28 protein-coding genes, 1 other RNA gene and 1 pseudogene are annotated in these 25,840 nt (G+C 40.9%); 8 read left to right on the forward strand and 22 right to left on the reverse strand.

The genetic code is table 11. From position 1 onward, the window contains the following. Window positions 1-80: 80 nt before the first annotated feature. The 3 genes and pseudogenes from K1J10_RS02450 to K1J10_RS02460 form a co-directional block, all read left to right on the forward strand. Window positions 81-449, forward strand: a pseudogene (locus K1J10_RS02450) (S24 family peptidase); the annotation flags it as partial. A gap of 14 nt (window positions 450-463) precedes the next feature. Continuing rightward, a complete protein-coding gene (locus K1J10_RS02455) occupies window positions 464-1,237 on the forward strand; it encodes an HIRAN domain-containing protein (protein WP_125329598.1) in 774 nt (257 codons plus the stop codon). Window positions 1,238-1,351: 114 nt separating this feature from the next. Continuing rightward, a complete protein-coding gene (locus K1J10_RS02460) occupies window positions 1,352-2,437 on the forward strand; it encodes a tyrosine-type recombinase/integrase (protein WP_223355761.1) in 1,086 nt (361 codons plus the stop codon). A gap of 152 nt (window positions 2,438-2,589) precedes the next feature. Here K1J10_RS02460 and ssrA read toward each other — a convergent pair. The 6 genes from ssrA to dnaG form a co-directional block, all read right to left on the reverse strand. Then, window positions 2,590-2,937: a transfer-messenger RNA gene (gene ssrA, locus K1J10_RS02465) on the reverse strand. 77 nt (window positions 2,938-3,014) lie between these two features. Continuing rightward, on the reverse strand, window positions 3,015-3,815 hold the full coding sequence (locus K1J10_RS02470; protein WP_223355762.1) for an ABC transporter ATP-binding protein: 801 nt from the start codon (window positions 3,813-3,815) through the stop codon (window positions 3,015-3,017). Window positions 3,816-3,824: 9 nt separating this feature from the next. After that, window positions 3,825-4,532, reverse strand: a complete 708-nt coding sequence (locus tag K1J10_RS02475) for an ABC transporter ATP-binding protein (RefSeq protein ID WP_023022796.1) — start codon at window positions 4,530-4,532, stop codon at window positions 3,825-3,827. A 156-nt stretch (window positions 4,533-4,688) separates the two neighbouring features. Then, complete coding sequence (locus K1J10_RS02480) at window positions 4,689-5,018, reverse strand: metal-sulfur cluster assembly factor (RefSeq protein ID WP_006596590.1); 330 nt, start codon at window positions 5,016-5,018, stop codon at window positions 4,689-4,691. Between the two features lie 247 nt (window positions 5,019-5,265). Further along, window positions 5,266-6,378 (reverse strand): RNA polymerase sigma factor RpoD, encoded by a 1,113-nt coding sequence (rpoD, locus tag K1J10_RS02485; RefSeq protein ID WP_006596591.1) that lies wholly within the window; start codon window positions 6,376-6,378, stop codon window positions 5,266-5,268. Window positions 6,379-6,380: 2 nt separating this feature from the next. Beyond that, complete coding sequence (dnaG, locus tag K1J10_RS02490) at window positions 6,381-8,168, reverse strand: DNA primase (protein ID WP_223355763.1); 1,788 nt, start codon at window positions 8,166-8,168, stop codon at window positions 6,381-6,383. Window positions 8,169-8,407: 239 nt separating this feature from the next. Here dnaG and mscL point away from each other — a divergent pair, with 239 nt between their 5' ends. After that, a complete protein-coding gene (gene mscL / locus K1J10_RS02495; protein WP_223355764.1) occupies window positions 8,408-8,788 on the forward strand; it encodes a large conductance mechanosensitive channel protein MscL in 381 nt (126 codons plus the stop codon). Between the two features lie 102 nt (window positions 8,789-8,890). Here mscL and rpsU read toward each other — a convergent pair whose 3' ends face one another. The 4 genes from rpsU to gla all read right to left on the reverse strand — a co-directional run bounded on the left by rpsU (window position 8,891) and on the right by gla (window position 11,172). Next, window positions 8,891-9,067 carry a 30S ribosomal protein S21 gene (gene rpsU / locus K1J10_RS02500; RefSeq protein ID WP_000048054.1) on the reverse strand — a complete coding sequence of 59 codons (177 nt, stop codon included), beginning with the start codon at window positions 9,065-9,067 and terminating at the stop codon, window positions 8,891-8,893. A 143-nt stretch (window positions 9,068-9,210) separates the two neighbouring features. Next, entirely contained in the window at window positions 9,211-9,522 is a 312-nt protein-coding gene (locus K1J10_RS02505) for a hypothetical protein (protein ID WP_223355765.1), read from the reverse strand. A 30-nt stretch (window positions 9,523-9,552) separates the two neighbouring features. Next, complete coding sequence (locus K1J10_RS02510) at window positions 9,553-10,176, reverse strand: class I SAM-dependent methyltransferase (protein ID WP_223355766.1); 624 nt, start codon at window positions 10,174-10,176, stop codon at window positions 9,553-9,555. Between the two features lie 126 nt (window positions 10,177-10,302). Further along, window positions 10,303-11,172 carry an aquaglyceroporin Gla gene (gene gla / locus K1J10_RS02515; protein WP_048689380.1) on the reverse strand — a complete coding sequence of 290 codons (870 nt, stop codon included), beginning with the start codon at window positions 11,170-11,172 and terminating at the stop codon, window positions 10,303-10,305. Window positions 11,173-11,378: 206 nt separating this feature from the next. Here gla and K1J10_RS02520 point away from each other — a divergent pair, with 206 nt between their 5' ends. Beyond that, the gene (locus tag K1J10_RS02520; protein WP_126404038.1) at window positions 11,379-12,347 is read left to right on the forward strand and encodes an NAD(P)/FAD-dependent oxidoreductase; all 969 of its coding nucleotides are present in this window, start codon (window positions 11,379-11,381) and stop codon (window positions 12,345-12,347) included. Between the two features lie 37 nt (window positions 12,348-12,384). On the opposite strand, the gene whiA is transcribed toward K1J10_RS02520, so the two are convergent. The 11 genes from whiA to cdaA all read right to left on the reverse strand — a co-directional run bounded on the left by whiA (window position 12,385) and on the right by cdaA (window position 21,998). Continuing rightward, the gene (gene whiA, locus K1J10_RS02525; protein ID WP_223355767.1) at window positions 12,385-13,305 is read right to left on the reverse strand and encodes a DNA-binding protein WhiA; all 921 of its coding nucleotides are present in this window, start codon (window positions 13,303-13,305) and stop codon (window positions 12,385-12,387) included. Continuing rightward, entirely contained in the window at window positions 13,302-14,279 is a 978-nt protein-coding gene (locus K1J10_RS02530) for a YvcK family protein (protein WP_223355768.1), read from the reverse strand. Before K1J10_RS02530 ends, whiA begins: the two co-directional genes overlap by 4 nt. Continuing rightward, a complete protein-coding gene (rapZ, locus tag K1J10_RS02535) occupies window positions 14,276-15,172 on the reverse strand; it encodes an RNase adapter RapZ (RefSeq protein ID WP_223355769.1) in 897 nt (298 codons plus the stop codon). Before rapZ ends, K1J10_RS02530 begins: the two co-directional genes overlap by 4 nt. Before the next feature lie 112 nt (window positions 15,173-15,284). After that, window positions 15,285-15,662, reverse strand: coding sequence for a RidA family protein (locus tag K1J10_RS02540; protein ID WP_117744069.1), 378 nt, complete (start codon window positions 15,660-15,662; stop codon window positions 15,285-15,287). 16 nt (window positions 15,663-15,678) lie between these two features. Further along, a complete protein-coding gene (locus K1J10_RS02545) occupies window positions 15,679-15,840 on the reverse strand; it encodes a hypothetical protein (protein WP_006596601.1) in 162 nt (53 codons plus the stop codon). 23 nt (window positions 15,841-15,863) lie between these two features. After that, window positions 15,864-17,177, reverse strand: a complete 1,314-nt coding sequence (obgE, locus tag K1J10_RS02550) for a GTPase ObgE (protein WP_223355770.1) — start codon at window positions 17,175-17,177, stop codon at window positions 15,864-15,866. Window positions 17,178-17,222: 45 nt separating this feature from the next. Then, on the reverse strand, window positions 17,223-17,354 hold the full coding sequence (locus K1J10_RS02555; protein WP_006596603.1) for a DUF4044 domain-containing protein: 132 nt from the start codon (window positions 17,352-17,354) through the stop codon (window positions 17,223-17,225). A gap of 193 nt (window positions 17,355-17,547) precedes the next feature. After that, entirely contained in the window at window positions 17,548-18,987 is a 1,440-nt protein-coding gene (locus tag K1J10_RS02560; protein WP_223355771.1) for an Ig-like domain-containing protein, read from the reverse strand. A 42-nt stretch (window positions 18,988-19,029) separates the two neighbouring features. Beyond that, a complete protein-coding gene (glmM, locus tag K1J10_RS02565; RefSeq protein ID WP_223355772.1) occupies window positions 19,030-20,385 on the reverse strand; it encodes a phosphoglucosamine mutase in 1,356 nt (451 codons plus the stop codon). Window positions 20,386-20,412: 27 nt separating this feature from the next. Continuing rightward, the gene (locus K1J10_RS02570) at window positions 20,413-21,153 is read right to left on the reverse strand and encodes a CdaR family protein (RefSeq protein WP_223355773.1); all 741 of its coding nucleotides are present in this window, start codon (window positions 21,151-21,153) and stop codon (window positions 20,413-20,415) included. Further along, entirely contained in the window at window positions 21,150-21,998 is an 849-nt protein-coding gene (gene cdaA / locus K1J10_RS02575) for a diadenylate cyclase CdaA (protein WP_129822207.1), read from the reverse strand. Before cdaA ends, K1J10_RS02570 begins: the two co-directional genes overlap by 4 nt. Window positions 21,999-22,179: 181 nt before the next feature. Here cdaA and murT point away from each other — a divergent pair, with 181 nt between their 5' ends. The 3 genes from murT to K1J10_RS02590 are packed head-to-tail and all read left to right on the forward strand — an operon-like array spanning window position 22,180 to window position 24,608. Beyond that, window positions 22,180-23,520 (forward strand): lipid II isoglutaminyl synthase subunit MurT, encoded by a 1,341-nt coding sequence (gene murT, locus K1J10_RS02580; protein ID WP_223355774.1) that lies wholly within the window; start codon window positions 22,180-22,182, stop codon window positions 23,518-23,520. After that, window positions 23,520-24,308, forward strand: a complete 789-nt coding sequence (gatD, locus tag K1J10_RS02585) for a lipid II isoglutaminyl synthase subunit GatD (protein WP_223355775.1) — start codon at window positions 23,520-23,522, stop codon at window positions 24,306-24,308. The genes murT and gatD overlap by 1 nt, the downstream gene beginning before the upstream one ends. Before the next feature lie 9 nt (window positions 24,309-24,317). Next, window positions 24,318-24,608 carry a LapA family protein gene (locus K1J10_RS02590; protein ID WP_048689338.1) on the forward strand — a complete coding sequence of 97 codons (291 nt, stop codon included), beginning with the start codon at window positions 24,318-24,320 and terminating at the stop codon, window positions 24,606-24,608. A gap of 32 nt (window positions 24,609-24,640) precedes the next feature. Here the strand turns inward: K1J10_RS02590 and K1J10_RS02595 are convergent, their stop codons facing one another. Next, window positions 24,641-25,819: an MFS transporter gene (locus K1J10_RS02595; RefSeq protein ID WP_223355776.1), complete on the reverse strand. Its 1,179-nt coding sequence runs from the start codon at window positions 25,817-25,819 to the stop codon at window positions 24,641-24,643. Window positions 25,820-25,840 lie beyond the last annotated feature (21 nt).

The raw sequence follows: 25,840 nt of genomic DNA on the forward strand, positions 1-25,840 counted from the left end.
GTTTAGCTTACAGAACTGCTTGTGAAGCTCTAGAGGATGAGTTCAAGTAAATGTTGCACTTATTCTTGCAATTTATCGAATATAAAGTGTATGAAAAGCTATCAGCTGGTACTGGATTCTCATACTTCAACGATGGGAACTATGACACTGTTTTTTATGACAAAGACCTAGATCACGATTTTGCTTCTTGGGTTTTCGGAGATTCCATGGAACCTAAGTATATGAATGGAGAGGTCGTTCTTATCAAAGAAACAGGTTTTGATTATGACGGAGCGGTTTATGCCGTTGATTGGGACGGTCAAACGTATATTAAAAAGGTTTATCGTGAACCTGATGGATTGCGTTTAGTCTCACTTAATCCAAAATATAAAGATAAATTCGCACCATTTGATGAAGGTCCTAGAATTATTGGAAAAATAGTCGGAAACTTCATGCCATCTGAAAATTAAGGTTAAGGTGCTATATGTTTACTACTCTTACAGAAAAGGAAATCAAAGAACTAATAGATGAACACAGAAAAACAATTAGTAAACTGGAAAACCAAAGGTCTCTGATAGCCTTTTTGGTTTTGCTGACTTTAATATCTGTTTTTCTGCTTAGTATTGTTGGAAATATACTACTAACAATTTTCTCTTTTATTATTGGCAGTTTAGTTCTTCTCTTTTTGATTAGTGTTTTTCCTAAGCAATCTAATACTGAACAACTAGAGTATGAAATTGAAGAGCTGAATAAACTATTGGCTATTCGAATAGAAGATGAAATAAAAAGACAGGAAATTGATGAGAGGACTATTTATGATGTTGTTCTGAAAGTGAAAGGAATATCTTATCACCAGGAATCTTTCTCAGATTTATGTCAAGAACTCATAAAAGAAGCAGATGATGCACCTTATTTAGGATGTACTGCTAAAGAAATTAAAGAGGAGTTGATTTTTAGTGATAGATTTTACAAATATTCCCCTTTTGAACTTTCAGATGTAGACTTTGTCCCTGAAATGGATAACCAATTTGACCCTAATGCAGTTAAAATTGTGGTTCGAGGTTATCACTTAGGCTATGTAACTAAGTCTAAAAATAGAAAAGTATTAAGATTAACCGCAGATTCAAATAATGAAGTTATAAAAATTGCTAAAATTTATGGTGGTGATTACAAAGATATTGATCCAGAAAGCGATAAACTTCGTACTGTCAAGGATTCATTCAAGATACAAATTAAGTTGAAAGTCTTAAGAAAATAAAAAATCCCCACAATCGCCTGCAAGCTAAAATGTGAGGATGTGCTGTATAGAAAGAATGGCATTAAAAAGCCCTCTTTACTATACCCATTTTAACAAGAAATGAGGTGAAACGCAATGGAAATTAAGTCATATAAAAAGAAAAATGGCGACACAGCCTATAAGTTCAGAATTTATGTCGGCAAAGAAAATGGAAAAGACAAGTATGTAAAGCGTCAGGGCTTCCCGACAAAAGCCAAGGCAAGAGCAGCACTTCTCCAACTTCAAACTGACCTTAAAAATAGCGAGGAAATCACTGTCAAGGAAATCACTGTCGAGGAAGTCGCTGAAAAATGGCTCAAGGAATATGCCGACACAGTACAGGATAGCACCTACATCAAGACCGAACGGAATATAAAAAATCATATTTATCCGAATTTAGGAGATCAAAAAATATCTTCTCTCACTCCTCTTCAGCTTCAAGAACAAGTCAATTCCTGGTCTAAGAAGTTAGTCTATGGCCGTAAGATGAAAGGCCTGTTGAATAACATATGTAAATACGCTATCAGACACGGATACATCTCAACCAATCCGGTCGAGAGTGTAACGACGCTTGTCAAGAAGCGAGTTGATACAGATAGCGATTTTTACGACAAAAATGAACTAAAAACTTTCCTTAAGTTAGTAGATAAAACAGATGAACTAAGAAAGAAAGTCCTCTTTCGGCTTCTAGCCTTTACAGGAGCTCGAAAAGGGGAGGTTTTAGCCCTCAAATGGGAAGACTGGACCAATAACACTCTGAGCATAAACAAAGCCATTACGAGAGGATTTGACGGGGAATCTGTCGGTGCTACAAAAAACAAAAGTAGTAACCGATTAATTAGCTTGGACAAAAAGACAAGTGAACTCCTTACTGAGTGGAGAGAAATGAATCCTACTACTACTTATATCTTTGAAAATGAATTTGGAAAACCAATACCGGGAACACTACCACGTAAATGGCTACAACAAATTGTCAAAGATTCGGATATGCGTCCGATTAGGATCCATGGATTCCGCCACACACATGCCAGCCTATGCTTTGAAGCTGGAATGACACTCAAGCAGGTCCAATACAGACTTGGACACTCGGATTTAAAAACAACCATGAACATCTATACGCACATCACCAGAGAGGCTAAGGACGACATTGGTGAGAAATTCGCAAACTATATTGATTTTTAAACAAATAACATAAAAACAGACCCTTTGGACAAAAAAGGGTCTGTTTTTGGGTCTGCCAGTTTCAAAAAGGTTCAAAAAGGAATAGAAAGTATAAAACAAAAAACGTTGTATTTACAACGTTTTAGAAAGTTTTAGAAAACTTTAGAAAGTATATATGGAGCCGGTGGGAGTCGAACCCACGTCCAAACATCTGCTAACATATTTGTCTACAACCATAGGTTATGTATTGCTTTAACAGCTCCTCGACACATAACTCAAGCCTAGGAACTGCGAGTCTATTAATCTCTTATCAAACTGCTAGACAAAGTTTGATCGTATCTCGCTAAAATTAAGACCTGTCATCAGACACGAGCAATCCGAATCGGGTCACGCCTGCTGGTTTTTAGGCAGCTAGAGCGTAAGAAGTGTTATTTTTTGCAGTTATATTTAACTGAGCGTTTACGTCGCCACACGAGTCGCAAAATATGCCTCATAATGCCTGTCGAATCCGTAACGACCCCAAAATGATATACTCAAGTGTATCATTTTTTGGGTAAAATGGCAAAAGAAAAAGAGGGATCTCTTCCCTCTTTCACTTTTATTGCAAGTTTAGTTTGAATTTTGTTACATAATGTACCGTGAAATACATCGCTACAATTTTCACCACTTCATAGATATAGGCAGGAATAAAGTTAACAACCAAGATATCACTAAGAGTATCAGAAGACATAGTTGCAGTTCTTGAAAGTTCTGAAATAGATATAGAAGGGAACAATCTTCCAATGATACTTAGTACAACCCAAAGGATAAATCCAAAGACGAAGGCCATCACGATACGATTGTTAATGAAGAGCTGACCCAGTGAGATGGCACAGTAGAGCATTAAAATACCTGAAATAGTCGCTAACACTTGAAATAGCAAGCTTTGCCAAATAAGAGATGACCCAATATGCTCGAACAATGGACCAAGCAAATCAAAAATATTCTGTTGTTGAGCGAGGCCGATCACTCCTAAGAAAATAAGCAAAGAAAGAACCAAGCTAATAAAACAGAAGATACTCCAAATCAAAGCTGATGTTACTTTTACAAGTAAAACAGTATGAGATCCAGTTGGCAAGGTCCAGGTCAAATAACCTTCACGACCAAAAATATTGTTGTAAAAACGACGAATAATAATGATATAGTTGGTTAAGGTCAAGCCAATGTAACCCGCAAAAATGACCAAAACAACAATACTCCCAATAGTTAAGGCTGTATTTTCTGTGAAAGTTGATGCCCCAGTTATAACACTAGAAGCTAATAGACCAGCAAAAATGGAGAGAATAGCAAGCACACCCGAAATAATGAGATACCACTTATAGGTTGCTTTTAATTCATATTTCATTAATTTCCCAAACATAAGAACCTCCTAATACATTCTAAATTGTTCACGGAAGATCTCATCAATCGATTTACCGTATTGGTTGCGAAGAACAGTTGTGTTTTCATGCAACAGAATACGACCTTGATTGATAAAGAGCGCTTCATCCAAGACTTGTTCAACGTCCGCAATCAAATGGGTTGAAATCAATACAGATGAGTTTGGACGACGATTTTGAATGATGGTTCTAAGAATGTAATCACGCGCAGCAGGGTCCACTCCACCAATAGGTTCATCAAGAATGTACAAATCCGCTTCACGGCTCATGACTAAAATTAATTGAACTTTTTCCTTATTCCCTTTAGAGAGTTGTTTCAATTTTTGCTCTGGGTGCAAATGTAAATCATTCAACAATTGATAAGCACGTTGAGCATTGAAATCCTTATAGAAGTCTTGGAAGAAACGGATTGTTTCTGAAATCTTCATATTTTCATCCAAATAAGTTGTATCTGGCAAATAAGAAACGACTTGTTTGGTTTTTGCAGACGGTACTTGGCCATGGATGTAGACATTACCTGAAGTAGGTTGCAAGAGCCCATTCACTAATTTGATAATAGTGGTTTTCCCACTTCCGTTTGGCCCTAACAAACCAATGATACGACCCGGTTGAATATTGACACTCACATCACCTAAGGCAATATGTTTACCATACACTTTTTGAACATGGTCTAAGTAGACCAAAGGGTACTGATTCATAATCTTCTCCTTAATTTAATAATGATTCTATTATAACCTTACTAAGAAGTGATTGCAAGATATAATCGTAAAAGAAGGTAGAATGTTCGTACTATTTGACATCCAAACCATCTTCATAAAAAAAAGAGGAACATCTGTCCCTCCTTTAAATCAATTTTATTTAATTCCCAATGCAATCCGCGCATAGCGGCTCATCTTTTCAACCGTCCAAGCTGGATACCAGACCAATTTTACATCGACCTTAGTCACTTCTTCCATTCCTGTTAAGGCATCATAAATCTGATCCGTCAGCAAGTCTGCCAATGGACACCCCATAGTGGTTAGGGTCATATCGATTTCTGTTTCACCAGTTTCACCATCAAACCGAATTTCGTAGACTAAACCAAGGTTGACAATATCAATCCCTAATTCAGGATCGATGACCTGCTCTAGATTTTCAAGAATACGGTTTTTAATTTGTTCGATTTCTTCTGTCGTATAACTCATTCTTCACTCCTTCTTCACTCGGTTCAACCCCATGAAGAATATTTTTGTTTAAAGCAAGACCTTTATCCTTAGGCCTCCATAACAGTTCACCCAACCTTGCCTCGCTTCCGAATTTCTCGGCTCGGGTTAAAAAGGTCCCCCGGACCTAGGTCGCTTCTTCATTTCTAGGCGACTGTTAAAAATGTCCACTGGACCAGCCTCGCTTTTGAATTTCTGGGCTCGGGTTAAAAAGATCCGCAGGATCTTTTTAATCCTCTATAAAGTCACGCAATGGTTTGCTTCTGCTTGGGTGGCGGAGTTTACGGAGGGCTTTGGCTTCGATCTGACGGATCCGTTCACGGGTCACGTTAAAGACTTTGCCCACATCTTCCAAGGTCCGCATTTTTCCATCATCCAAACCGAAACGGAGACGAAGGACGTTTTCTTCCCGATCTGTCAAAGTATCGAGGACTTCATCCAATTGTTCGCGTAAAACCACACGAGTAGTATAGTCTACTGGGTTTTCGATCACTTCGTCTTCGATGAAATCCCCCAAATGGCTATCGTCTTCTTCCCCGATTGGCGTTTCCAAAGAAACAGGTTCTTGGGCAATTTTCAAGATTTCACGTACCTTATCTGGCGTCATATCCATGCGTTCAGCGATTTGTTCTGGTGTTGGGTCTTGTCCCAATTCTTGCAAGAGATTGCGTTGTTCCCGAACCAATTTGTTAATGGTTTCCACCATGTGAACAGGGATCCGAATGGTACGCGCTTGGTCTGCAATAGCACGAGTGATGGCCTGACGGATCCACCAAGTGGCATAGGTAGAAAACTTGAAGCCTTTTGTATAGTCAAACTTATCAACGGCCTTCATCAAGCCCATATTTCCTTCTTGGATCAAATCTAGGAATTGCATCCCACGACCAACATAGCGTTTCGCAATGGAAACAACCAAACGAAGGTTGGCTTCTGCCAAACGTTGCTTAGCTTCCAAATCCCCTTGTTCCACTAAGATGGCCAATTCTTGCTCTTCTTCATTGGTTAAAAGAGGAACGACCCCAATTTCTTTCAAATACATCCGAACAGGGTCATTGACCTTGGCAGAGTTACTTCCAAGCAATTCCTCATCCGTCAACTCTGGTTCTTCCTCTTCGGTGTTCAAGACACGCGCGCTTGGATTTCCTTCCTTATCCGTGATGGAAATCCCAGCATCTTGAATCCGTTGCAACAAATCATCAATTCCATCGGCATCCAAGGTAAAAGGAATGACCAATTGATCATTGATTTCATCATCTGTTGCAGTACCACTTTTCTTATGACTACGAATAAACTCTGCAATTTGGACATCTAAAGTTGTGATATCTTTTTGTTCTTTCGCCATTCCTACTCCATTCTTCTTTTTTGAGCGATTAGTCGCTCGAGTTCCAATAAAGCCTGATCCGCATCTCCACTGTGAGAGGCTTCTCGGACTTTTTTCCCTATTTGTTGACTTTCTTTACGGAGAAGCTCACGATTTCTCGTTTCTTCCACTTCTTCCAGCTCATTCTCCGCTATTTCATCTGGTAAATTTTCTTCTAACATCAGATACCAGGCCCGTTGGACTTCCTCTGTCTGCTCTGACAAATCCTGCGATGTCACTTCTCCATTTTGACAAAGAAGTTGGTACAAGGTTTGCAAGGCAGGGGTATCAAATGAAAAATCTGTCCGAAGACGATATTCATTCAAAACATAAGAAAAAGCGTTCATCCGATGAAGAAGATGATTCTCAGCCCGAACCAAGCGAGGCAACTGCTTCTGGACAACAGTTGGACTAGCAACTGGAGCCTGTGTCTGAATTTTCCCTTGCTCCTGACGCTGATTCCGCATCTGTAGGCGACTAGCATTAACTGTTTGTTCCACCTGCAAATAATCAAAGTCTACCAAGAGATCAGCTAATTTATAAATATAGGTATTCTGTGCCGTTACAGATGGCGTCTGAGCTATTAAGGGAGCCATTTTTTCAACAAATTCAATCTGCGCCTGCAAATTTTCAATATTGTCTGGCTTCCAATAATCCATGAGAAACTCTACCCGACTGAGACGTGTTTTTTCCAATAAGTCCGCCAAAGCCTGAGGAGAATTCTTATTGAGATACTCGTCTGGGTCCATCTGATCAGGAATCTGGACGACCTCTACCTCCTGTTTTTCTAGGACCTCCAAAGCCTTTGCTGTCGCCAGCCTTCCCGCCTTATCCCCATCATAGGCCAAGATAACCTTTTTGGTAAATTTGCTCAGATGAGCCACATGTTCCTGTGTGAGGGCTGTCCCCATAGAAGCAACGGCATTCTCAATCCCAGCTCGGTAGGCTGCGATGACATCCATGAATCCTTCCATCAGATAAAGCTCATGGTTCTTCTTAGCGACCTGCTTGGCCTTGTCCAAATGGTAGAGCTCATAACTCTTGTTAAAAAGGAGCGTAGCGCGGCTGTTCTTGTATTTCCCCTGAGGCTTTGCTCCCTCAACTGGTTCACGCCAGAGTCGACCAGAAAAGGCAATGACTCGGCCAGTATCATCCGACAAGGGAAACATGATGCGATCTTGAAACGCATCATACATGGTCCCCCTATCACTAATATGAAATAAACCTGAGTCGGCCAGAATATTTTCTGAAAACTTCCCTGAAACACTCTGAAGCAGATAATTTCCTTCTGCTGGTGCAAGCCCTATTTGAAAATGCCGAAGAACCTCATCATCAAGCCCTCGATCATACAAGTATTGCCGAGCCTCTTCACCCATCTTTGTCGTCATCAGGATGGCATGATAGAACTTGGCAGCCTCTTGATGGATCTCATAGAAGGGCTGTTTCCCATCTGCTTGTTGGGGCCTAGACTGACTTGGAGGAAGAGTCTGGACACGAATGCCCACCTGATCTCCGACAATTTGAACAGCTTCCATGAAGGAGACACCACGATAGTCTTCGATAAACTTAAAAACATCGCCTGAGCGACCACAACCAAAACAATGATAGAATTGTTTATCCTCGACCACATTGAAAGAAGGCGTCTTTTCACCATGAAAAGGGCAGAGACCTAAAAAGTTTCGTCCTGCCTTTGTCAATTGAACGACTTCTCCGATTACATCTACAATATTCACACTGTTTTTTATTTCTGAAATCAGTTGTTTGTCAACCATAAACAGTGCCTCCATTTTACCATAGAATATCATTAACTATTTTAAACTAATTTTTGTCAATTGTAAATCATCCGCATTGATTTTCACCCGATTTTTCCACATTTTTCCTGAGTTTTGAAAGCCTCCATTTTTCTTAAATCAACTTTTTAAAAAAATTTGAGCATATTTATTGAATACGAAAAAAATTTCAGTTATACTATGCTCTGTAAAAATTTATTATGAAAGGACATATTTAGGATATGTTGAAAGAATTGAAAAACTTCCTCCTTCGTGGAAACGTTGTTGACCTTGCTGTTGCAGTTATCATCGGAGCTGCATTTGGAGCTATCGTTACATCATTTGTAAACGACATCATCACTCCACTTATTTTGAACCCAGCTTTGAAAGCCGCTGGTGTTGAAAAGATTGCTGAATTGACTTGGAACGGTGTTGCATACGGTAGCTTCTTGAGCGCTGTAATCAACTTCCTTGTTATCGGTACTGTTCTTTTCTTCGTAGTGAAAGCTGCTGAGAAAGCTCAAAACCTTGGTAAAAAAGAAGAAGCTGCTGAAGAAGAAGTTGCTGCTCCTACTCAAGAAGAGTTGCTTGCTGAAATCCGCGACTTGCTTGCTAACAAATAATCAGATAAAAAGATCCGATCTTCTAGCTAGAAGGTCGGATCTTTTTGTCTACAATTTTTCTAGAGAAACAAAAAACAGACCGAAGTCTGTTCTTGTATTCAATTAGAATTTTTTACGTTTACGAGCTGCTTCTGATTTACGTTTGCGTTTTACAGAAGGTTTTTCATAGAATTCACGTTTGCGTGTTTCTTGAAGAGTACCAGCTTTAGTAACCGCACGTTTGAAACGACGAAGAGCATCGTCAAGAGATTCATTCTTACGTACTACTGTTTTTGACATGTTTTTCACTCCCTTCAAGTTCAAGATCTATTCTATTTTACACGGAATTCTATAGATTGTCAAGAAAAAGTTAAAGGAATTCATCTCTCACCGTCATTTTATCTTCAAAATTATTCTTGAATTTCAGATTTTGGAAAATCCTTTCATTCATAACGGTCATAGAGGTTTAACACTGCTTGTTCTAATCTTTCAAATTCCTCCCAGTAATTCGTTGGGAGATTGCGAATTCTACTTAGATCATTCTCATCAAAATGATAGACCAGATGGCGCAAGATTTGATTTTCAATCCAACGCAAGTCTCTTAGTTGCTCGATGCTGACTGATTCCAATGCTACTAGGTACTGACAAAGAGCAGCAAGTGACTCCGAATGAAACACTTTCTTCTCATGCAAATAATATAGAAAACTAAAATGATCAGCTCTTCTATTAGCTTCTATTAGATTCCTTTCTTTCATCCCTACTCCTAATAATAAGCATTTACTGACTTAATTCGTCTCTTTTACAATCTTATAAAGAATCCATCGCCCACTCTTCTGACTTGTTAAAAGATTCAGTCCTTTTGACGACAAGAACTTACTAAACTCATCCTCCACTCTGAATTGTGGCAAGAAATAAACTAATTTTTGACATTCACAAGCTAGCAAAAGCAGTCCATCTGATGTAAGAACTCTTCTTAACTCCGTAAATGAAGTCTCTATATCCTCCCAATGAAAATGCGTTTGAAAGCCTGTTATTAAATCAAACGTTTCATCAGGATAACCTGTCTTTCTAACATCTTTTCGTTCAAACTTAAGGTTTAAACTTTCAGAATCCTTCGCTTCTGAGATAGCAGTTGCTGAACTATCGATTCCTATAACTGTACTTCTTGGATAGATTTCTTTTAAAAAGATACTTGAACGACCGTTTCCTACTCCTACATCTAGTATTCTATGGACATCATTTTTATCCAGTTGTCTGGTTGCCCACACATACATAGGAAAATAAGTATAATTCCAAATTTTCATCATTCCTTTCCCGAGTATTCCTGTAGGATTCTTTGACTGCTGAATTAGATGATGCATTAAGAAATATAAAAATAATAAGCAGATGGTAATAATTATAATTAACAAGCTACTAACTCCTTTATTAAAATAACACAATTAAAGCCCCATAAAAAAATAGACTTAATTATTGTTTCTACACGAAACTTTCTTAAAAAAACACTTTCCGTAATGTCTACGAAAAGTGTTCTGGTCTTACTTATAAAGGAAGGTAAAGAGGGCAATAGCAACGATTGCAGCCAAGATTGGTGCTACAACTGGTACCCAAGCGTACCACCATTTTGAATCTCCCTTGTGTTCACCTAAAACAGATTTTGGAAGGAAAGCGTGAACCAAACGTGGACCAAGGTCACGTGCAGGGTTCAAACCAGGTCCTGTAGGACCACCAAGTGATGTCACCAAAGCCATAACGAGGAATCCAAGTGCCAAGTGAGCCACTCCTAAACCAGGAGCATGTGCTTGTGACAAAGCCAATTTTGCGGCTGTTGAAGAAGCATCAAAAATCCCTCCCTGCTCAGTCGCTGCTCTTTGAGCTAGAGAAGCAACCTCTGCACCAAAGAAGTGTTTTGTCAAGGCAAGTGCACCGAAGAAAAGGACGAATGATCCAGCAAACTCATTGACGAAACCATTGATGGTTGCTGCTTTACGTGATTCTGGAGTTCCTTTATCCAAGCTAGAAATCGTTGAGAATGTTCCCAAGATATTGTTTGGATTCTCCGTTTGAAGGTAGTAAGGACGGTGAGTCGCAACGACAACCAATTGCCCAAACATCGCCCCAAGAAGTTGAGCAACGATGTAGTATAAAACATTTTCCCAAGGGAAGAGTCCGCTAACTGCAAGACCAATCGTAAAGGCAGGGTTGATATGGTTACCAGAAACGTTACCAAACATCAAGGCTGGCATCATAACACCTATTCCGTAGCCAATCGCAATCACGAGCCATCCACTTTGATGCCCCTTGGTCCCCTTCAACTCAACGTTTGCAACGGCACCATTTCCTAAAATAATCAATAATGCTGTTGCAATAAATTCGGTCGCAACCTTAACCCAAAAATCAAATTGCATTTTTGAATAATCTCCTTATAAATAAAAATAATAATAATTTATTCTATCAGATTATCGAACACTTGTAAATAAACCGAACATTATTTTTAAAAAATATCTCTCAATCCCCTGATTCATCCTTTTCTATCCCTGTATTCTCCTCCACTTTCTATTTAACTCCGAATTATGATACAATAGGATTAGTTACACATCACAAAGGAGATATCATGTCTGAAATCTATGACATTACCATTATCGGCGGTGGCCCTGTTGGGCTCTTTGCTGCCTTCTATGGCCATATGCGTCAAGTAAAAGTGAAATTGATTGATTCCCTTCCTCAACTAGGTGGTCAACCCGCTATTCTCTATCCTGAAAAACGAATCCTGGATGTCCCTGGTTTTACGAACTTAACTGGAGAAGAATTGTCCCAACGGTTGATCGATCAATTAGAAACATTCGAGACCGACATTTGTTTGAATGAAACTGTTTTAGACATTCATAAAAACGTAGATCACTTCCTTATTGAAACCAATAAAGGCCAGCATTTCAGTCGTGCTGTTATTATTGCGATGGGCGGTGGTGCCTTTAAACCACGTCCTTTAGAAGTGGACGGGGCTGAGGAATTCGAGAACGTCCACTACCATGTTTCAAATATCCAACAATATGCCGGCAAACAAGTTGCTATTCTAGGCGGAGGAGATTCTGCTGTCGATTGGGCCCTGGCCTTTGAGAAAATCGCACCGACAACTCTGGTCCATCGTCGTGATAATTTCCGCGCTCTCGAACATAGCGTTGAGGAATTAAAGGCTTCTTCTGTCTCTATTCAAACTCCTCATGTTCCTAGTCGTTTAATCGGAGAAAACGGCCGTGCCAGCCATCTAGAAATCACCAAGGTTAAATCAGATGAAACTCAATTACTCCCCATCGATGAACTCTTTGTCAACTACGGCTTCAAATCCTCAGTCGGCAAATTAAAAGAATGGGGCTTGGATCTCCAACGTCATAAAATCCTCGTGAATCGCAAACAAGAAACCAGTCGCGAAGGAATCTACGCTTGTGGCGATTGTTGCTTCTACGAAGGGAAAATCGACTTAATCGCAACCGGATTAGGCGAGGCTCCGACTGCGGTGAATAATGCGATAAACTACATTTATCCAGACAAGAAAGTTCAACCGGTCCACTCGACTAGCTTATAAGAAAAAGCCTTTGAATTAAACAATTCAAAGGTTTTTCTTATAGACTATCTAGCTCGTCTGCAATCTTATTGATTTTTCGCAAGCGATGATTGACCCCACTTTTGGTTAAGGGAGTTTTCAGGGTATCCGCAATTTGCTGGATAGAATAGTCGGGATTCTGAATTCGAACATAGGCAACTTCCTGAAGCTCAACCGGAAGGCCACCTAATCCAATAGTATCCATGATTTTGACAATATTGTTAATGGTCTTCATACTAGCCGTAACTGTACGAGCAATGTTGGCCATTTCAGCATTATTGGCTCGATTGAGATCATTGCGCGCCTCTCGCAAAACCTTGACAGACTCAAATTCTTCTATGGCCTGCTTAGCTTCTACCAAGATGAGGAAATCAATAATATCCTCCGCTCTTTGCAAATAGGTAACGACTCCTTTTTTGCGTTCGATGGTCTTTGCATCTAACAAGAAGTGTTGCATCAAGTTTGCTAAGTCCTGGGCATGGTCAGAATAAACAGAGCTAATCTCTAATTGATAGCGGCCAGACTCCGGATCCTTGATGGTCCCACTTGCTAAGAAAGCCCCTCTCAGATAAGCGCGACTCGCTTCATCTTCTTCTAAGATTCTCGGGTCAATCCCAGTCTCAATACCAAAGAAAGAATCCGCTAAGTGTAGGTCTGCAAGAATCTCTTCGACTTTTTCATCAATAGAAACAGTATAGACACGATTCTTCTTCAAATTGGTTTTTTGATGGTGACGAATGTCAGATTTGACCTGATAAAACTCTACAATTAATTCATAGATATGGCGGGCAATCTTAGCATTCTCCGTTGTCAGAGACAAACTTAAGCCCCCCATACTCAAGCCCAAACTACCTGACATCTTAATCAGAGCAGATAACTCACTTTTCTCAAAGCGATGAAGGGTCAAGAGCTCTTCTTTTACTTTAATGGTAAAACTCATTTAATCACCTGTACAATTTGCATCAACTCATCTACCACAGCTCCTCCATCATGGAAGGCGCCGCCGTTTTCCAAGCGAAGGAAATTGCTTGAAATAACTCGGGGAACCTGCGATTTTAAACCTGCAAAATCGTGTTCTACTTGAACCAAGTATTCATCAAAGCGATTCATGTCCATATATTTTTGAGGGACTTTTTCAATATTGACTAAAACAGTATCAATAAACGGCTTCTTCAAGTGTTTATGAAGGACGGAAACATGGTCACTATCGGTAAAGTGTTCTGTCTCCCCACGTTGAGTCATGATATTGCAGACATAAGCGACCTCTGCTTTCGTCTCAAGCAAGGCCTGCCCAATCTCTTCAATCACTAGATTAGGAAGGATTGATGTAAAGAGAGAACCGGGTCCTAAAATCACCATATCACTTTCTAAAATCGCATCTACTACTTTTCGACTCGCTTTCGGTGTCTCATCATTATAGGTATTGGTGACATAGACATAATCAATCATCCCCTCATGATGGGCGATTTCACTCTCACCAGCCACCTCTGACCCATCCATAAAGACGGCATGAAGGGTCAACGGTATATCGCTGGAAGGATAAATTTTTCCTGTCGTATGGAAAAATTTAGTCAGCAATTGCATGGCATTATAGGTCGAGCCCTGCATTTCAGAAATCCCGGCAATGATCAAATTCCCAAGAGGATGACCAGCTAGTGGTCCATCGTCTTCTGCAAAACGGTATTGAAAGACTTTTTCATAAAAGCGAGGCATGTCAGACATGGCTACTAGCACATTTCGCAAGTCACCTGGTGGTGTCAATTGATGAATATTTTTTCGAAGTTCCCCAGAACTACCCCCATCATCCGCCACTGTCACAATAGCCGTAATTTCAACATCCTTTTTCCGAAGGCTATCCAAGATGACGGAAATCCCTGTACCGCCTCCGATGACGGTCATTTTTGGTTTTCTCATGAACGATTCACCGTTTCTTTCCGTCGGTCTTTGTCGCGATGACTCATATTAACCGTCCAATCTTTCGCTAGATCCCGTCCAAGACGAGCAGCAAAGGCTACTGAACGGTGTTGACCCCCTGTACAGCCCACTGCAATTGTCAAAACGGATTTTCCTTCTCGTTTGTATGCTGGCAAGATGGGAGCAATCAAATCGTAAAGATGGCGATAAAACTCCTCTGATTCTTGATGGTCCATGACATAGTTATAGACATCATCATCCAAGCCCGTTTGATTCCGTAGCTCTGGTTGGTAATAAGGATTCGGTAGGAAACGAACATCAAAGACCAAGTCTGCATCTAAAGGCAAACCATACTTAAAGCCAAAGGACATGACTTCAATCCGAAACTCAGGCTGACTATCCTGTCTGGAGAATTGTTCAGCAATCACTTTACGAAGATTACGAGGCGTTAGTTCCGTCGTATCAATGACATTTTGACTCATGTTTTTAAGTGGAGCCAAAAGTTCCCGTTCCAATGTAATACCATCCAAGACACGCCCATCAGCAGCCAGTGGATGGCTACGACGAGTCTCTTTGTAGCGAGCAACCAATTCACTATCGGTCGCATCCAAAAAGAGAATTTTAAAATCAATCCCTTCGTGGTTCTCTAATTCGTCTAAAATGGAGCGAATTTCTGCAAAGAAAGACCGACTACGCATATCCACGACGAGAGCCAACTTGTTATTGTCCATCGAAAGTTGAATCAGCTCAATGAACTTCGGCAAGAGAGCTGGTGGCATATTGTCGATGGTGAAATAGCCCATATCTTCAAAGGATTGAATTGCTACGGTCTTTCCTGCACCACTCATTCCTGTTACAATGACCAGTTGAATGGTCTTTTCTGTATCTGTCATCCTAATCACCTTTTCCTTACAAAAAAGGAGGAGGGCATCATCTTTCCAGTTGGTCAGTCGATGGCTCTCACTCCAGCATTCTTATTTCCCGAATGCATTCCTTCTTTTGAGACTAAACTTCTGCAATGACTTCAATTTCGATTTTGACATCGCGTGGCAAGCGAGCCACTTCTACTGCAGAACGTGCTGGAAATTCACTTGAAAATGCTGTCTTGTAAACCTCGTTAAAAGGTACAAAATCATTCATATCACTTAAGAAACAAGTTGTTTTCACTACGTGATCAAAGTCCGTTCCAGCTTCCTCAAGGATTGCAGCAATATTCTTCAACACTTGTTGGGTTTGTTCTTGGATGGTTTCTCCAACAATTTCACCAGTTTCTGGTGAAAGAGGTACTTGCCCACTTGCAAATAAAAGATTGCCCACAATTTTTCCTTGAACATAAGGTCCAATTGCTGCCGGTGCTTTGTCTGTGTGAATTGTTTTTGCCATTTTCTTCTCCTGATTCCTAATTTTCACTGGATGCTGCTAATTTTTCCCGTTCTAAGCGTAACTTACGTTTGGGATTCAGCTTATTAAAGAGTTCTTCCAATTTTTCTGCATTCCAAACGTCTGCAGCAGAGACAAAATTTCCGTCTTTATCACGAAAGGATATAGGTTTATCTCCCATCTTCTTCTCCTCTTTAGCTCTAACTAGTCAACAAATTCAAATTCAAATTTACCGATACGTACGATATCTCCATCTTTGGCACCACGCGCACGAAGGGCTTCATCGACACCCATTCCACGCAATTGACGCGCAAATTTCATGACAGACTCATCGCGATCAAAATTGGTCATATTGAAGAGCTTCTCTAACTTATCGCCGGACAAGATCCAAGAAGCATCATCATCACGATTAATCTCGAAGGCTGGTTGTTCCTCATCAAAGCCGTAGTAGACTTCTTCTTGCGCCATATCTTCTTCTGTATAGAGCAAGAATTCTGGTGTTTTGTCTAACAAGTCTGCTGTTGCTTCTAACAAGTTGTCCAAACCTTGATGCGCTAAACTAGAGATTGGGAAGATATGTGGCAGTTCATCAAAATCGCCGTAGTTGGCCGCCAATTTTTTCTTGAACTCTTTCAAATTTTCCTGGCTCTCCGGCATATCCATCTTATTTGCCACGATAATCTGAGGACGTTCCATCAAACGAAGATTATAAGTTTCGAGCTCTTTATTGATTTGAACATAATCTTCATAAGGATCGCGTCCTTCACTGGCTGACATATCGATGACATGCAAGATGACACGGGTGCGCTCAATGTGACGAAGGAACTGGGTTCCTAGTCCCACTCCTTGGCTAGCCCCTTCAATCAATCCAGGAAGGTCAGCGACTGCAAAGGATTCACCTGACGGTGTCCGAACCATGCCCAAATTTGGAACGATGGTTGTAAAATGATAAGCCCCAATTTTTGGCTTAGCAGAAGTAATCACACTGAGAAGAGTTGATTTCCCTACTGATGGGAAGCCAACCAAACCAACGTCTGCTAAGACCTTGAGTTCTAATTTGAGTTCGCGTTCCTGACCTGGTTCCCCATTTTCTGAAATCTCAGGAGCTGGATTTTTAGGAGTTGCAAAACGGATATTTCCTCGTCCTCCACGGCCACCGTGTGCGACAATGTATTCTTGTCCATTTTCAACCAAGTCGGTAATGACCTTACCAGTCTCAGCATCTCGTACTGTTGTCCCTTGCGGTACTCGCACATATAGGTCTTCTGCTCCCCGTCCGTGCATCCCTTTGGTCATTCCTTTCTCGCCATTTTGGGCTTTGAAATGCCGGTTATAGCGGAAGTCCATCAGCGTGCGCAAGCCTTCGTCTACAACGAAGATGACATTGCCTCCGCGTCCACCATCGCCTCCCCAAGGACCGCCATTGGGAACATACTTTTCACGGCGAAAGGCCACCATGCCATCGCCGCCATTTCCAGCCTTGACCTTAATCTTGGCTGTATCTAAAAACATACTCATAGTTTATCGTTTTCCTTTTATAACCAAGAATCACTTGGTAGTCCCTTAATAGGATAGTGCGCCCAAAGCTGCAGCAAAGATTGCTCCAACCGTTACAATCAACATAATTACAATGACCAGCATGGTCAATTTTTCAAAGAAAGTTTTTTTGCGTTTTCCGTTGTCTCCAAAAGCCACGTTTTTTACCTCAATTACAATAAATTCATTAGCCCTATTTTACCACGAATAAGGGCATTTTTCAAACATCCACTTCCTAGAGGAAAGGGAGCTATTGGTTGAAATAAATTTTTCAACATCGACACTTGTTTAACTCCACTTTTATATAGGCAACAAAAAAGACTGGAAAAATCCAGCCTTTTAAATACGAGGATTATTTTGTTAACTTCTTAGACCGTAACACAGTAAAGCCAACTGCACAGCCCAAGATACCAACCAGGATAATCACAGGCATCATCTTTTCACCTGTACTTGGAAGAACTTTTTTCTTACCTGTTTTTGGAATATCGTTGTTTTCAGTTGTAGTCGGATCGGAAGGTTTTGATGTCGTTGTTGTCGTAGATGAACTTGATGAAGAACTAGAGCTTGATGAAGGGGATGAGCTTGATGAAGAACTAGAACTTGATGAAGAGGATGAGCTTGATGAAGAACTAGAACTTGATGAAGAGGATGAGCTTGATGAAGAACTAGAACTCGATGAAGAGGATGAGCTTGATGAAGAACTAGAACTCGATGAAGAGGATGAGCTTGATGAAGAGGATGAGCTTGATGAAGAACTAGAACTTGGTGTCGGTGGCGTTTGTTCTTTCTCACCCAGTCCTTCTCCAGAACCTGTTTCCAATCTCACTTCTCGTGTTAAGCTACGTGGCTCTGGGAAATTGGTTGCTTTCCATGTCAAGGTGTTATGAACGAGATCACCAACTTTTGTACCAGGAGCTACTTTAGTAGAGTATTCGATGTACATTGGCCAATTGTAATTATCTCCAAAGTCAATTGTAAATCCTGTAATCTGACCAGCTTCATTCTTGTCGAAGACAGCTTTTTTACTGAAATTGTCTAAAACTGGCAGACTTAAAATATGGGCTTCATTTCTAATGCCACCTTCTACTGAACTAAAGCGAACCGCACGGAAACTACCTTCTACCAGTGTCAAGCCATCTCCAAATTGATCTTTAATGACCATTCCACGAAGAATATCTTGACGAGCATTTAAGATAATCCGCCATTTTACAATCGTTGGATCCTTTTGGTCTTGGTAGCCATATTTCATTTCATAGTCACCAGCTTGACCATCTGTTTTTTCGTAGTTTAATGAAAAATCTGTATTGCCAATTTTAAAAGTCAATGGGGATGTTTTTGTAACAACCTCTGGATCCACTTTCACATCAAAACGCAAAGCTACGCGTTTATTGAGTGGGTGGGAAGCAAAGTAATCGTTAAAAGTAACGGTTACGGTCTTGTTTGCTGTATTGACAACAGCTTTCCCAACTGTCTGACCATTTGTTTGACCTTCTTCCACCACATCAAATTCGAGAGCTGTATAGAAGGTTAATTCTTTCGGCAAAGACAAGGTCAGGGTATCTCCTGCTTGAATGGCTTGTGTATCTGGAAAGGCTACATTGATGGTAGCGGACAATTTTTCGTTTGTTAAAACTGTAGTTCCACTGGTTACTACTTGGTTTTCCTTGGTCAGACTAGCTGTTTGCGTATAAGACAGGACTTCAGACGCTTGAATAGTTTGAACAAAAGCATTCGAAAAGAGAACTGTAGCAACAAGGGCTAGGGACCACATGATTCGACGTAAATATTTCATATTGACCTCCTCAACTCTCGCTTGGAGAGTTCACTTCTTTATTTAATCTTCAAGACCAATTTCATCTTTGACCACAGCGGCAATTGTATCTACATAGTAATCCACTTCTTCATCAGTCGGAGCTTCTGCCATGACACGAAGAAGAGGTTCGGTACCACTTGGACGCACTAAGATACGACCATTCCCAGCCATTTCAGCTTCCATTTTTTCAATAATCGCGCGAATGGCAGGAACTTCCATAGCCTTATCTTTCATGCTGTTTTCAACACGGATATTGACCAATTTTTGAGGATAGATGGTAACTTCTGATGCAAGATCTGATAAAGTACGACCAGTTTCTTGCATAATCTTGGTCAATTGAACGGCACTCATCTTACCATCCCCAGTAGTATTGTAGTCCATGACAATCACGTGACCAGACTGTTCACCACCTAGATTGTAACCAGACTTCCGCATCTCTTCGACCACATAGCGGTCTCCGACAGCAGTCACAACCTTGTTAATGCCCTTGGCATCCAAAGCCTTATGGAAGCCTAGATTGGACATAACCGTCGTTACGATAGTGTTATCTTTTAAGAGGCCCTTCTCAGAAAGGTAGGTCCCGATAATGTACATGATTTTATCACCATCAACTAGGTCTCCATTTTCATCAACTGCAATCAAACGGTCACTATCTCCATCAAAAGCCAAACCAATGGCCGCACCAGATTCTCGGACAGCCTCTTGCAAAGCCTCAGGATGGGTAGAGCCTACTTGGTCATTGATATTGAGACCATTTGGGCTTTCTCCAATAACTGTCAAGCGTGCTCCTAAGTCAGCAAATACTTGGCGGGCACTTGTAGATGCGGAACCATTCGCAGCATCCAAAGCCACGTGCATTCCTTCAAGCTGGGTTCCAGTTGAAACTAAGTATTCTTGATACTTACGAAGTCCTTCAGGATAGTCCATCACTGTTCCAAGACCTTCTGCACTAGGACGAGGAAGAGTATCAGTCTCCGCATCCAATAAGGCTTCAATCTCTAGTTCACGGTCATCGTCTAATTTATAGCCGTCATTCCCAAAGAATTTAATCCCATTGTCTAGGGCTGGATTATGACTGGCAGAAATCATGACCCCAGCACTTGCACCTTCAGAACGAACTAAATAAGCTACACCTGGTGTTGCAATTACACCCAATTTATAAACTTTAATCCCTACAGATAGGAGACCTGCTACGAGAGCACTTTCTAACATTTCACCAGAAATACGGGTATCTCGTCCTACGAAAACAAGTGGAGTTTCTTGCTCATGTTGACTGAGGACATAACCTCCGTATCGACCGAGCTTGAAGGCCAACTCTGGCGTCAATTCGACGTTTGCTTCTCCACGGACTCCGTCCGTTCCAAAATATTTACCCATTATGATAATCCTTTCGATGAATCTTTATTAATTGCTATTATTTGATGAGGAACTGGATGACGACGAGCTAGAACCTGTCTGTTTCAACTCAATCTTCATGTATAGCTCGGATGGAGAGATAATGACAGGTAAATCATTCCCCTCGCTATCTACCGCCTTTAAGGAGACGGTTGCCGTGTAGGTATTGTTTAAAAGATCTCCTTCAGGGAAGATGGCTTCTACATGATCAACTTTGGCTAAAGTGTCCTGGTCGCTGGTTACAGAGACCTTATCGTCAGAAAAAGTAACATGTGAGAGACTCCACCCTGGGGCAATTTGTTTGTCTGGTACCGTGACGGAAACATCAATCTTTTTCGTTTTTTTCTTACCAATTTTTGCAGTAACTTTCTGAGGTTCGATGGTTGCAGTCAATCCTGAAGGCAGGTCTTCGACCTTTAAGGTGATTTCATGCTGGCCCTCTTTCAGATTGCTAAGATCAGCTACCACTTTAAATTTACGAGTACTAGCCTGCATTTCTGATGCTAAGGCGACACGGTTAGATCCCTTAAGAAAAACTGTTACTTCTGAACTAATCCCGCTAACAAAATATTTACTATCGTTATATTTTACATCAATCGGAATATTGGTTAAGGTGTTCGTGTAAGTTTCAGAGCTCACTTGACGCGCACTACTGTTATTCTGGAAATTAACAGAGGTGGCAATGATGAATAAGAGACTTGAGAAAAAGACTGATGTCACAATATAGACAATTTTTCTTTTTGGAATCATTTGATACGTCCTCCAAAAATTCTTGATTTCAAATCTTTTTTTCCTTGATCTTCTGGAATAATGAAGGAACGCAATTCTTGTTCGAATTCTTCGATACTAAGGTCGTGTCTAAAGCTCCCATTTCTCGCAATGGAGATACCACCCGTTTCTTCTGAAACAACAAAGGTGAAGGCATCACTTACCTCAGACAAGCCGATGGCTGCCCGGTGTCGCGTACCGAACTCTTTTGAAATTCCCGTGCTTTCTGTTAAGGGGAGATAAGCACAAGATACAGCAATTTTATCATTGGTGACAATCACTGCCCCATCGTGAAGCGGGGTATTGGGGATGAAAATATTAATCAGAAGTTCGCCCGAAACATCTGCATCGAGGGGAATACCTGTGGAGATATATTCTTGGAGAGTTCTACTCCCTTGAATAGCAACCAAGGCACCAATCTTTCGAGGACTCATATAAGCAACGGCTTTTACATAGGATTGAACCAATTTTTCTTCTGTACTAATCTGGTTGGTTGAGAAAAATTCAGTTGCTCGACCTAATCGTTCTAATCCCGTCCGAATTTCAGGAGAGAAAATCACTACCGCAGCAATGACCCCGTATGTGATGATTTGGTTGATCAACCAAGAAATGGTCGTCAGACCAATCATATTGGCAACTAACTCAAATAAGAAAAAGGTCAAGACACCACGGACTAAAATCATAATTTTAGTGCCGACAATAGCTTTTATAAAATAATACAATAACCAGGCTACTAGGGCAATGTCAATAAGGTTGACAACCACACTCCATGGAGTGGGAAATAAACTGGCCCAATACTGGGGATTTGACAATTGTTGGATGTTCACAATCTCATACCTACCACTTCTCTTCTAGGCTTTTCACGCAGCTAACAATTGTGGATGATTACTAGAAACAGCAAGGCTTCTAGCAAATGGATAGCGCGTTCAAACTACTCTACATCATTATATCATGTTTCAACAGATTTTTCTGTAACCTTCTGTTGGTTTTTGTGATAAAATATGAATTATGAAGATTAAGACTAGTATAGGGCTTATTGCCGGAAAAACGAGTAGTCACCTCTTGCGCTTGCTTGGTCGTGGCTCTACCCTTCCTGGAAAAATCGCCCTCCAAATTGATAAAGACATTTTACAATACCTGGCCCAGAACTACGAAATTGTGGTTATCACTGGTACGAATGGGAAAACCCTAACAACTGCTCTCACTGTTGGCATTCTTCAGGAGGCTTTCGGACCTATCGTGACCAATCCTAGTGGTGCCAATATGATTTCAGGGATTACGACTACTTTCTTGAACGCAAAAGGTTCTTCTGGTCGTCCAATTGCTGTTCTTGAAATCGATGAAGCCAGCCTGTCTCGAATTTGTGACTATATCACTCCGACCTTGTTTGTAATCACCAATATTTTCCGGGATCAAATGGACCGCTATGGGGAAATCTACACGACTTATCGGATGATTTTAGATGGGATTAAAAAAGCGCCACAAGCGACTGTTTTGATGAATGGGGATAGCCCTCTTTTCCATACCCTTCCCCTACCAAATCCCGTTCAATATTTTGGCTTTGACACGGAAAAAACTGCTCCGCAGCTAGCTCATTACAATACGGAAGGAATCGTTTGTCCAGAGTGTCACAGTATTTTAACTTACCAATTAAACACCTATGCCAATCTGGGAGATTACATTTGTGAAAGCTGTGGCTTCCATCGTCCTCCATTGACTGTGGCAGTTAATGAATTGACCGAGCTGACCAATACTTCTTCTCACTTTAAAATCAACGGGACAAACTACCACATCAATATCGGGGGCCTCTATAATATTTATAATGCCCTCGCTGCAGTTGCTGTTGCCCATTATTTTGAAGTAAGCCCAGACGTCATTAAGCGTGGTTTCGACAAGAGTAAGGCTGTCTTTGGTCGTCAGGAAAGCTTTAAGATTGGAGACAAGGAATGTACCTTAGTCCTGATCAAAAATCCGGTTGGAGCTACTCAGGCTATTGAAATGATCAAACTAGCTCCATATCCTTTCAGCTTGTCTGTTCTTCTCAATGCTAACTATGCTGATGGGATCGATACCAGTTGGATCTGGGATGCGGACTTTGAGCAAATCACCCAAATGGACATCCCAGAGATCAACGCCGGAGGGGTACGCCACTCTGAAATTGCTCGACGACTTCGGGTTACAGGCTATCCGGCTGAAAAGATCACAGAAATGGCTGAATTAAAAGAAGTCTTCCAACGCATCCAGCAACAGGAAACTCCTCACGCCTATATCTTAGCCACCTATACGGCCATGCTAGAATTCCGTGAATTGCTAGCTCAAGAACACCTGATTGAAAAGGAGATGAATTAATGACGTATACTTCACTACAATCCCCTGATCAGGAAAACTACCAATACGAATTGAGAATTGCCCATCTTTATGGGAATCTGATGAATACCTACGGGGACAATGGGAATATCCTCATGCTCAAGTACGTTGCGGAAAAACTTGGAGCTCATGTCACTGTGGATATCGTTTCTCTCAAAGACCGGTTCGACCCTGATGCCTACGATATCGCCTTTTTCGGTGGAGGTCAAGACTACGAACAGACCATTGTATCAGAAGATCTACCAGATAAAAAAGAAGACATCGAACGCTTTATTGATGAAGATGGTGTGGTCCTTGCTATCTGTGGTGGCTTTCAACTTCTAGGCCAGTACTACATTGAAGCCTCTGGCAAGCGCATTGAGGGCCTTGGTATTATGGGACATTACACTCTCAACCAAGAAAACAATCGCTATATTGGCGACATCAAAATCCATAATGAAGAGTTCAACGAGACCTACTATGGTTTTGAAAACCACCAAGGTCGGACCTTCTTGGCAGAGGATGAAAAACCGCTAGGCAAGGTCGTCTACGGAAATGGGAACAATAAAGAAGATGGGTGCGAAGGCGTTCATTACAAAAACGTCTTTGGTAGCTACTTCCACGGTCCTATCCTCTCTCGCAACGCCAATTTGGCCTATCGCTTGGTGACAACAGCTCTGAAGAAAAAATATGGACAAGACATCGTCTTAGCAACTTACAATGATATCTTAAGCCTTGAAAAAGCAGAAGAATATACTGATGTGAAAAGCAAGGCTGAATTAGAAGAATAGGGAGACAAAATGAATAAACGAAAACTACAATATGTTGCACTACTGATTGCAGTCTTGCTTATAGCGATTATTTCCTTGGCCAATATGCAAACGGTGACTGTGAACTTTTTGCTGGTCCAATTTAAACTCCCTCTTATCATTTTGATTCTGGTTTGTGTCCTTCTTGGTTCGCTTGTGACTTTCTTAGTCAGCCTTCCAAAAAATTTCTCATTAAAACATGAGTTAAAAACCGCGAAAAAACAACTAGGACAAAAGATGTCAGGTGATAAAGAAGAAAAAATCAAACAAATCGAAAACTAAAAAGCACCAATCGGTGCTTTTTTCATGTTGTTCTAATCATTTTTTGCTTGTAGCTGCTTGGCGACTACTTGAGCTAGGAGTGAAAAGAGAATAACGCCAGCACCAATGAAAAGAAAAGATACCATGCGGACACTTGGTAACCAAGTCATCAAGCCTTTAGCGATGGGCATAAAGAGAATGGCTAGGGTAAAAATAGTGCTTAAGACCCTGCCCAGATAGTCTCCTTCCACCTTTGTTTGCACTTGGGTAAAAAAGTGAATATTAAAAATCGTCATAAAGAGTTCACAGACCAAATTTCCAGAAAAGGATAGAAGAGGAGGAAGAGGCAAGCCCATCATGAACACTCCCACTCCTGTTAAAATCAATAAGAAGAGAAGCATCTCCATGCTTGATTTAACTTTATTGGCGATCAAGGCTCCGATGATGGAGCCAATAGCCCCCAAAGTTAAGATGGTCGCATAAGCGCCCTTGACTCCGTAGAGTCGATTGGAAAAGGGAAGTAAAAACTCAAAGGCTGCAAAAAAGAAATTGACGCTGGAAGCCACCAAAAGAAGGAAGAAAATCTCTTTCTGATGCCAGATATAGTTTAGTCCATCTTTCATATCCGAAAAAATATCTTTTCCCGTGAACCGTTTCTTTTCTTGAACTTTGGCTTCTTCTTTCGGAAGGGATGCCACTAGGACAAAGGCGATGAAAAAGGTCAGTGCATCCAGTAAGAGGGTCGCATGGAGAGTGGCAAATTGTAAAACAAGGAAAGAGAACACAGGTGAGCTAACACCGACAACCTGTAAGACCAACTCCAAGCGGGCATTATAGGTCACAATCTCGTCCTTCTCTACGACCTCAGTGATGATAGCTTTGTTGGCCGTACGAGAAAATGCAAAGGCAGTGGCCTGAACAATATTGGCAACAATCAGGCCTGCAATCATCCAACGATCGTTCCTGATAAAAGAAATCGCCAAACAAAGGAGACCACACACCAAGTCGGTCGTCATCAAAATCTTGCGACGAGAAAAACGGTCTGATATCACGCCTCCAAATGGATTGACTAAAATAGAGGTGACAAGCTCAGAAATTTGATAAATCCCCAATACCGTCTTTCCCACCGTCCCCATCGAGGCCAACCAGACACTATTCCCATAATCATAGAGCATATTTCCCATTCTATTAATCGCCCCACGAGCAATTAATTGGACTGCATGTCGATTCATCAAAAAAACCTCCTTCATTTT

Origin of the sequence: Streptococcus australis, assembly GCF_019930045.1 — a bacterium.
Lineage (GTDB): Bacteria > Bacillota > Bacilli > Lactobacillales > Streptococcaceae > Streptococcus > Streptococcus australis_D.

Bases quoted from the DNA above. Each gene is read 5' to 3' on its own strand.
- dnaG (WP_223355763.1), bottom strand. From the start codon at position 8,168: ATGGTTGACAAACAACTGATTTCAGAAATAAAAAACAGTGTGAATATT.
- K1J10_RS02455 (WP_125329598.1), top strand. From the start codon at position 464: ATGTTTACTACTCTTACAGAAAAGGAAATCAAAGAACTAATAGATGAA.
- mscL (WP_223355764.1), top strand. From the start codon at position 8,408: ATGTTGAAAGAATTGAAAAACTTCCTCCTTCGTGGAAACGTTGTTGAC.
- K1J10_RS02560 (WP_223355771.1), bottom strand. From the start codon at position 18,987: ATGAAATATTTACGTCGAATCATGTGGTCCCTAGCCCTTGTTGCTACA.
- K1J10_RS02460 (WP_223355761.1), top strand. From the start codon at position 1,352: ATGGAAATTAAGTCATATAAAAAGAAAAATGGCGACACAGCCTATAAG.
- K1J10_RS02530 (WP_223355768.1), bottom strand. From the start codon at position 14,279: ATGAGAAAACCAAAAATGACCGTCATCGGAGGCGGTACAGGGATTTCC.
- K1J10_RS02505 (WP_223355765.1), bottom strand. From the start codon at position 9,522: ATGAAAGAAAGGAATCTAATAGAAGCTAATAGAAGAGCTGATCATTTT.
- K1J10_RS02470 (WP_223355762.1), bottom strand. From the start codon at position 3,815: ATGTTTGGGAAATTAATGAAATATGAATTAAAAGCAACCTATAAGTGG.
- whiA (WP_223355767.1), bottom strand. From the start codon at position 13,305: ATGAGTTTTACCATTAAAGTAAAAGAAGAGCTCTTGACCCTTCATCGC.
- gla (WP_048689380.1), bottom strand. From the start codon at position 11,172: ATGCAATTTGATTTTTGGGTTAAGGTTGCGACCGAATTTATTGCAACA.
- K1J10_RS02480 (WP_006596590.1), bottom strand. From the start codon at position 5,018: ATGAGTTATACGACAGAAGAAATCGAACAAATTAAAAACCGTATTCTT.
- gatD (WP_223355775.1), top strand. From the start codon at position 23,520: ATGACGTATACTTCACTACAATCCCCTGATCAGGAAAACTACCAATAC.
- obgE (WP_223355770.1), bottom strand. From the start codon at position 17,177: ATGAGTATGTTTTTAGATACAGCCAAGATTAAGGTCAAGGCTGGAAAT.
- K1J10_RS02595 (WP_223355776.1), bottom strand. From the start codon at position 25,819: ATGAATCGACATGCAGTCCAATTAATTGCTCGTGGGGCGATTAATAGA.
- murT (WP_223355774.1), top strand. From the start codon at position 22,180: ATGAAGATTAAGACTAGTATAGGGCTTATTGCCGGAAAAACGAGTAGT.
- rpsU (WP_000048054.1), bottom strand. From the start codon at position 9,067: ATGTCAAAAACAGTAGTACGTAAGAATGAATCTCTTGACGATGCTCTT.
- K1J10_RS02520 (WP_126404038.1), top strand. From the start codon at position 11,379: ATGTCTGAAATCTATGACATTACCATTATCGGCGGTGGCCCTGTTGGG.
- K1J10_RS02570 (WP_223355773.1), bottom strand. From the start codon at position 21,153: ATGATTCCAAAAAGAAAAATTGTCTATATTGTGACATCAGTCTTTTTC.
- K1J10_RS02540 (WP_117744069.1), bottom strand. From the start codon at position 15,662: ATGGCAAAAACAATTCACACAGACAAAGCACCGGCAGCAATTGGACCT.
- K1J10_RS02590 (WP_048689338.1), top strand. From the start codon at position 24,318: ATGAATAAACGAAAACTACAATATGTTGCACTACTGATTGCAGTCTTG.
- K1J10_RS02475 (WP_023022796.1), bottom strand. From the start codon at position 4,532: ATGAATCAGTACCCTTTGGTCTACTTAGACCATGTTCAAAAAGTGTAT.
- glmM (WP_223355772.1), bottom strand. From the start codon at position 20,385: ATGGGTAAATATTTTGGAACGGACGGAGTCCGTGGAGAAGCAAACGTC.
- rpoD (WP_006596591.1), bottom strand. From the start codon at position 6,378: ATGGCGAAAGAACAAAAAGATATCACAACTTTAGATGTCCAAATTGCA.
- rapZ (WP_223355769.1), bottom strand. From the start codon at position 15,172: ATGACAGATACAGAAAAGACCATTCAACTGGTCATTGTAACAGGAATG.
- K1J10_RS02545 (WP_006596601.1), bottom strand. From the start codon at position 15,840: ATGGGAGATAAACCTATATCCTTTCGTGATAAAGACGGAAATTTTGTC.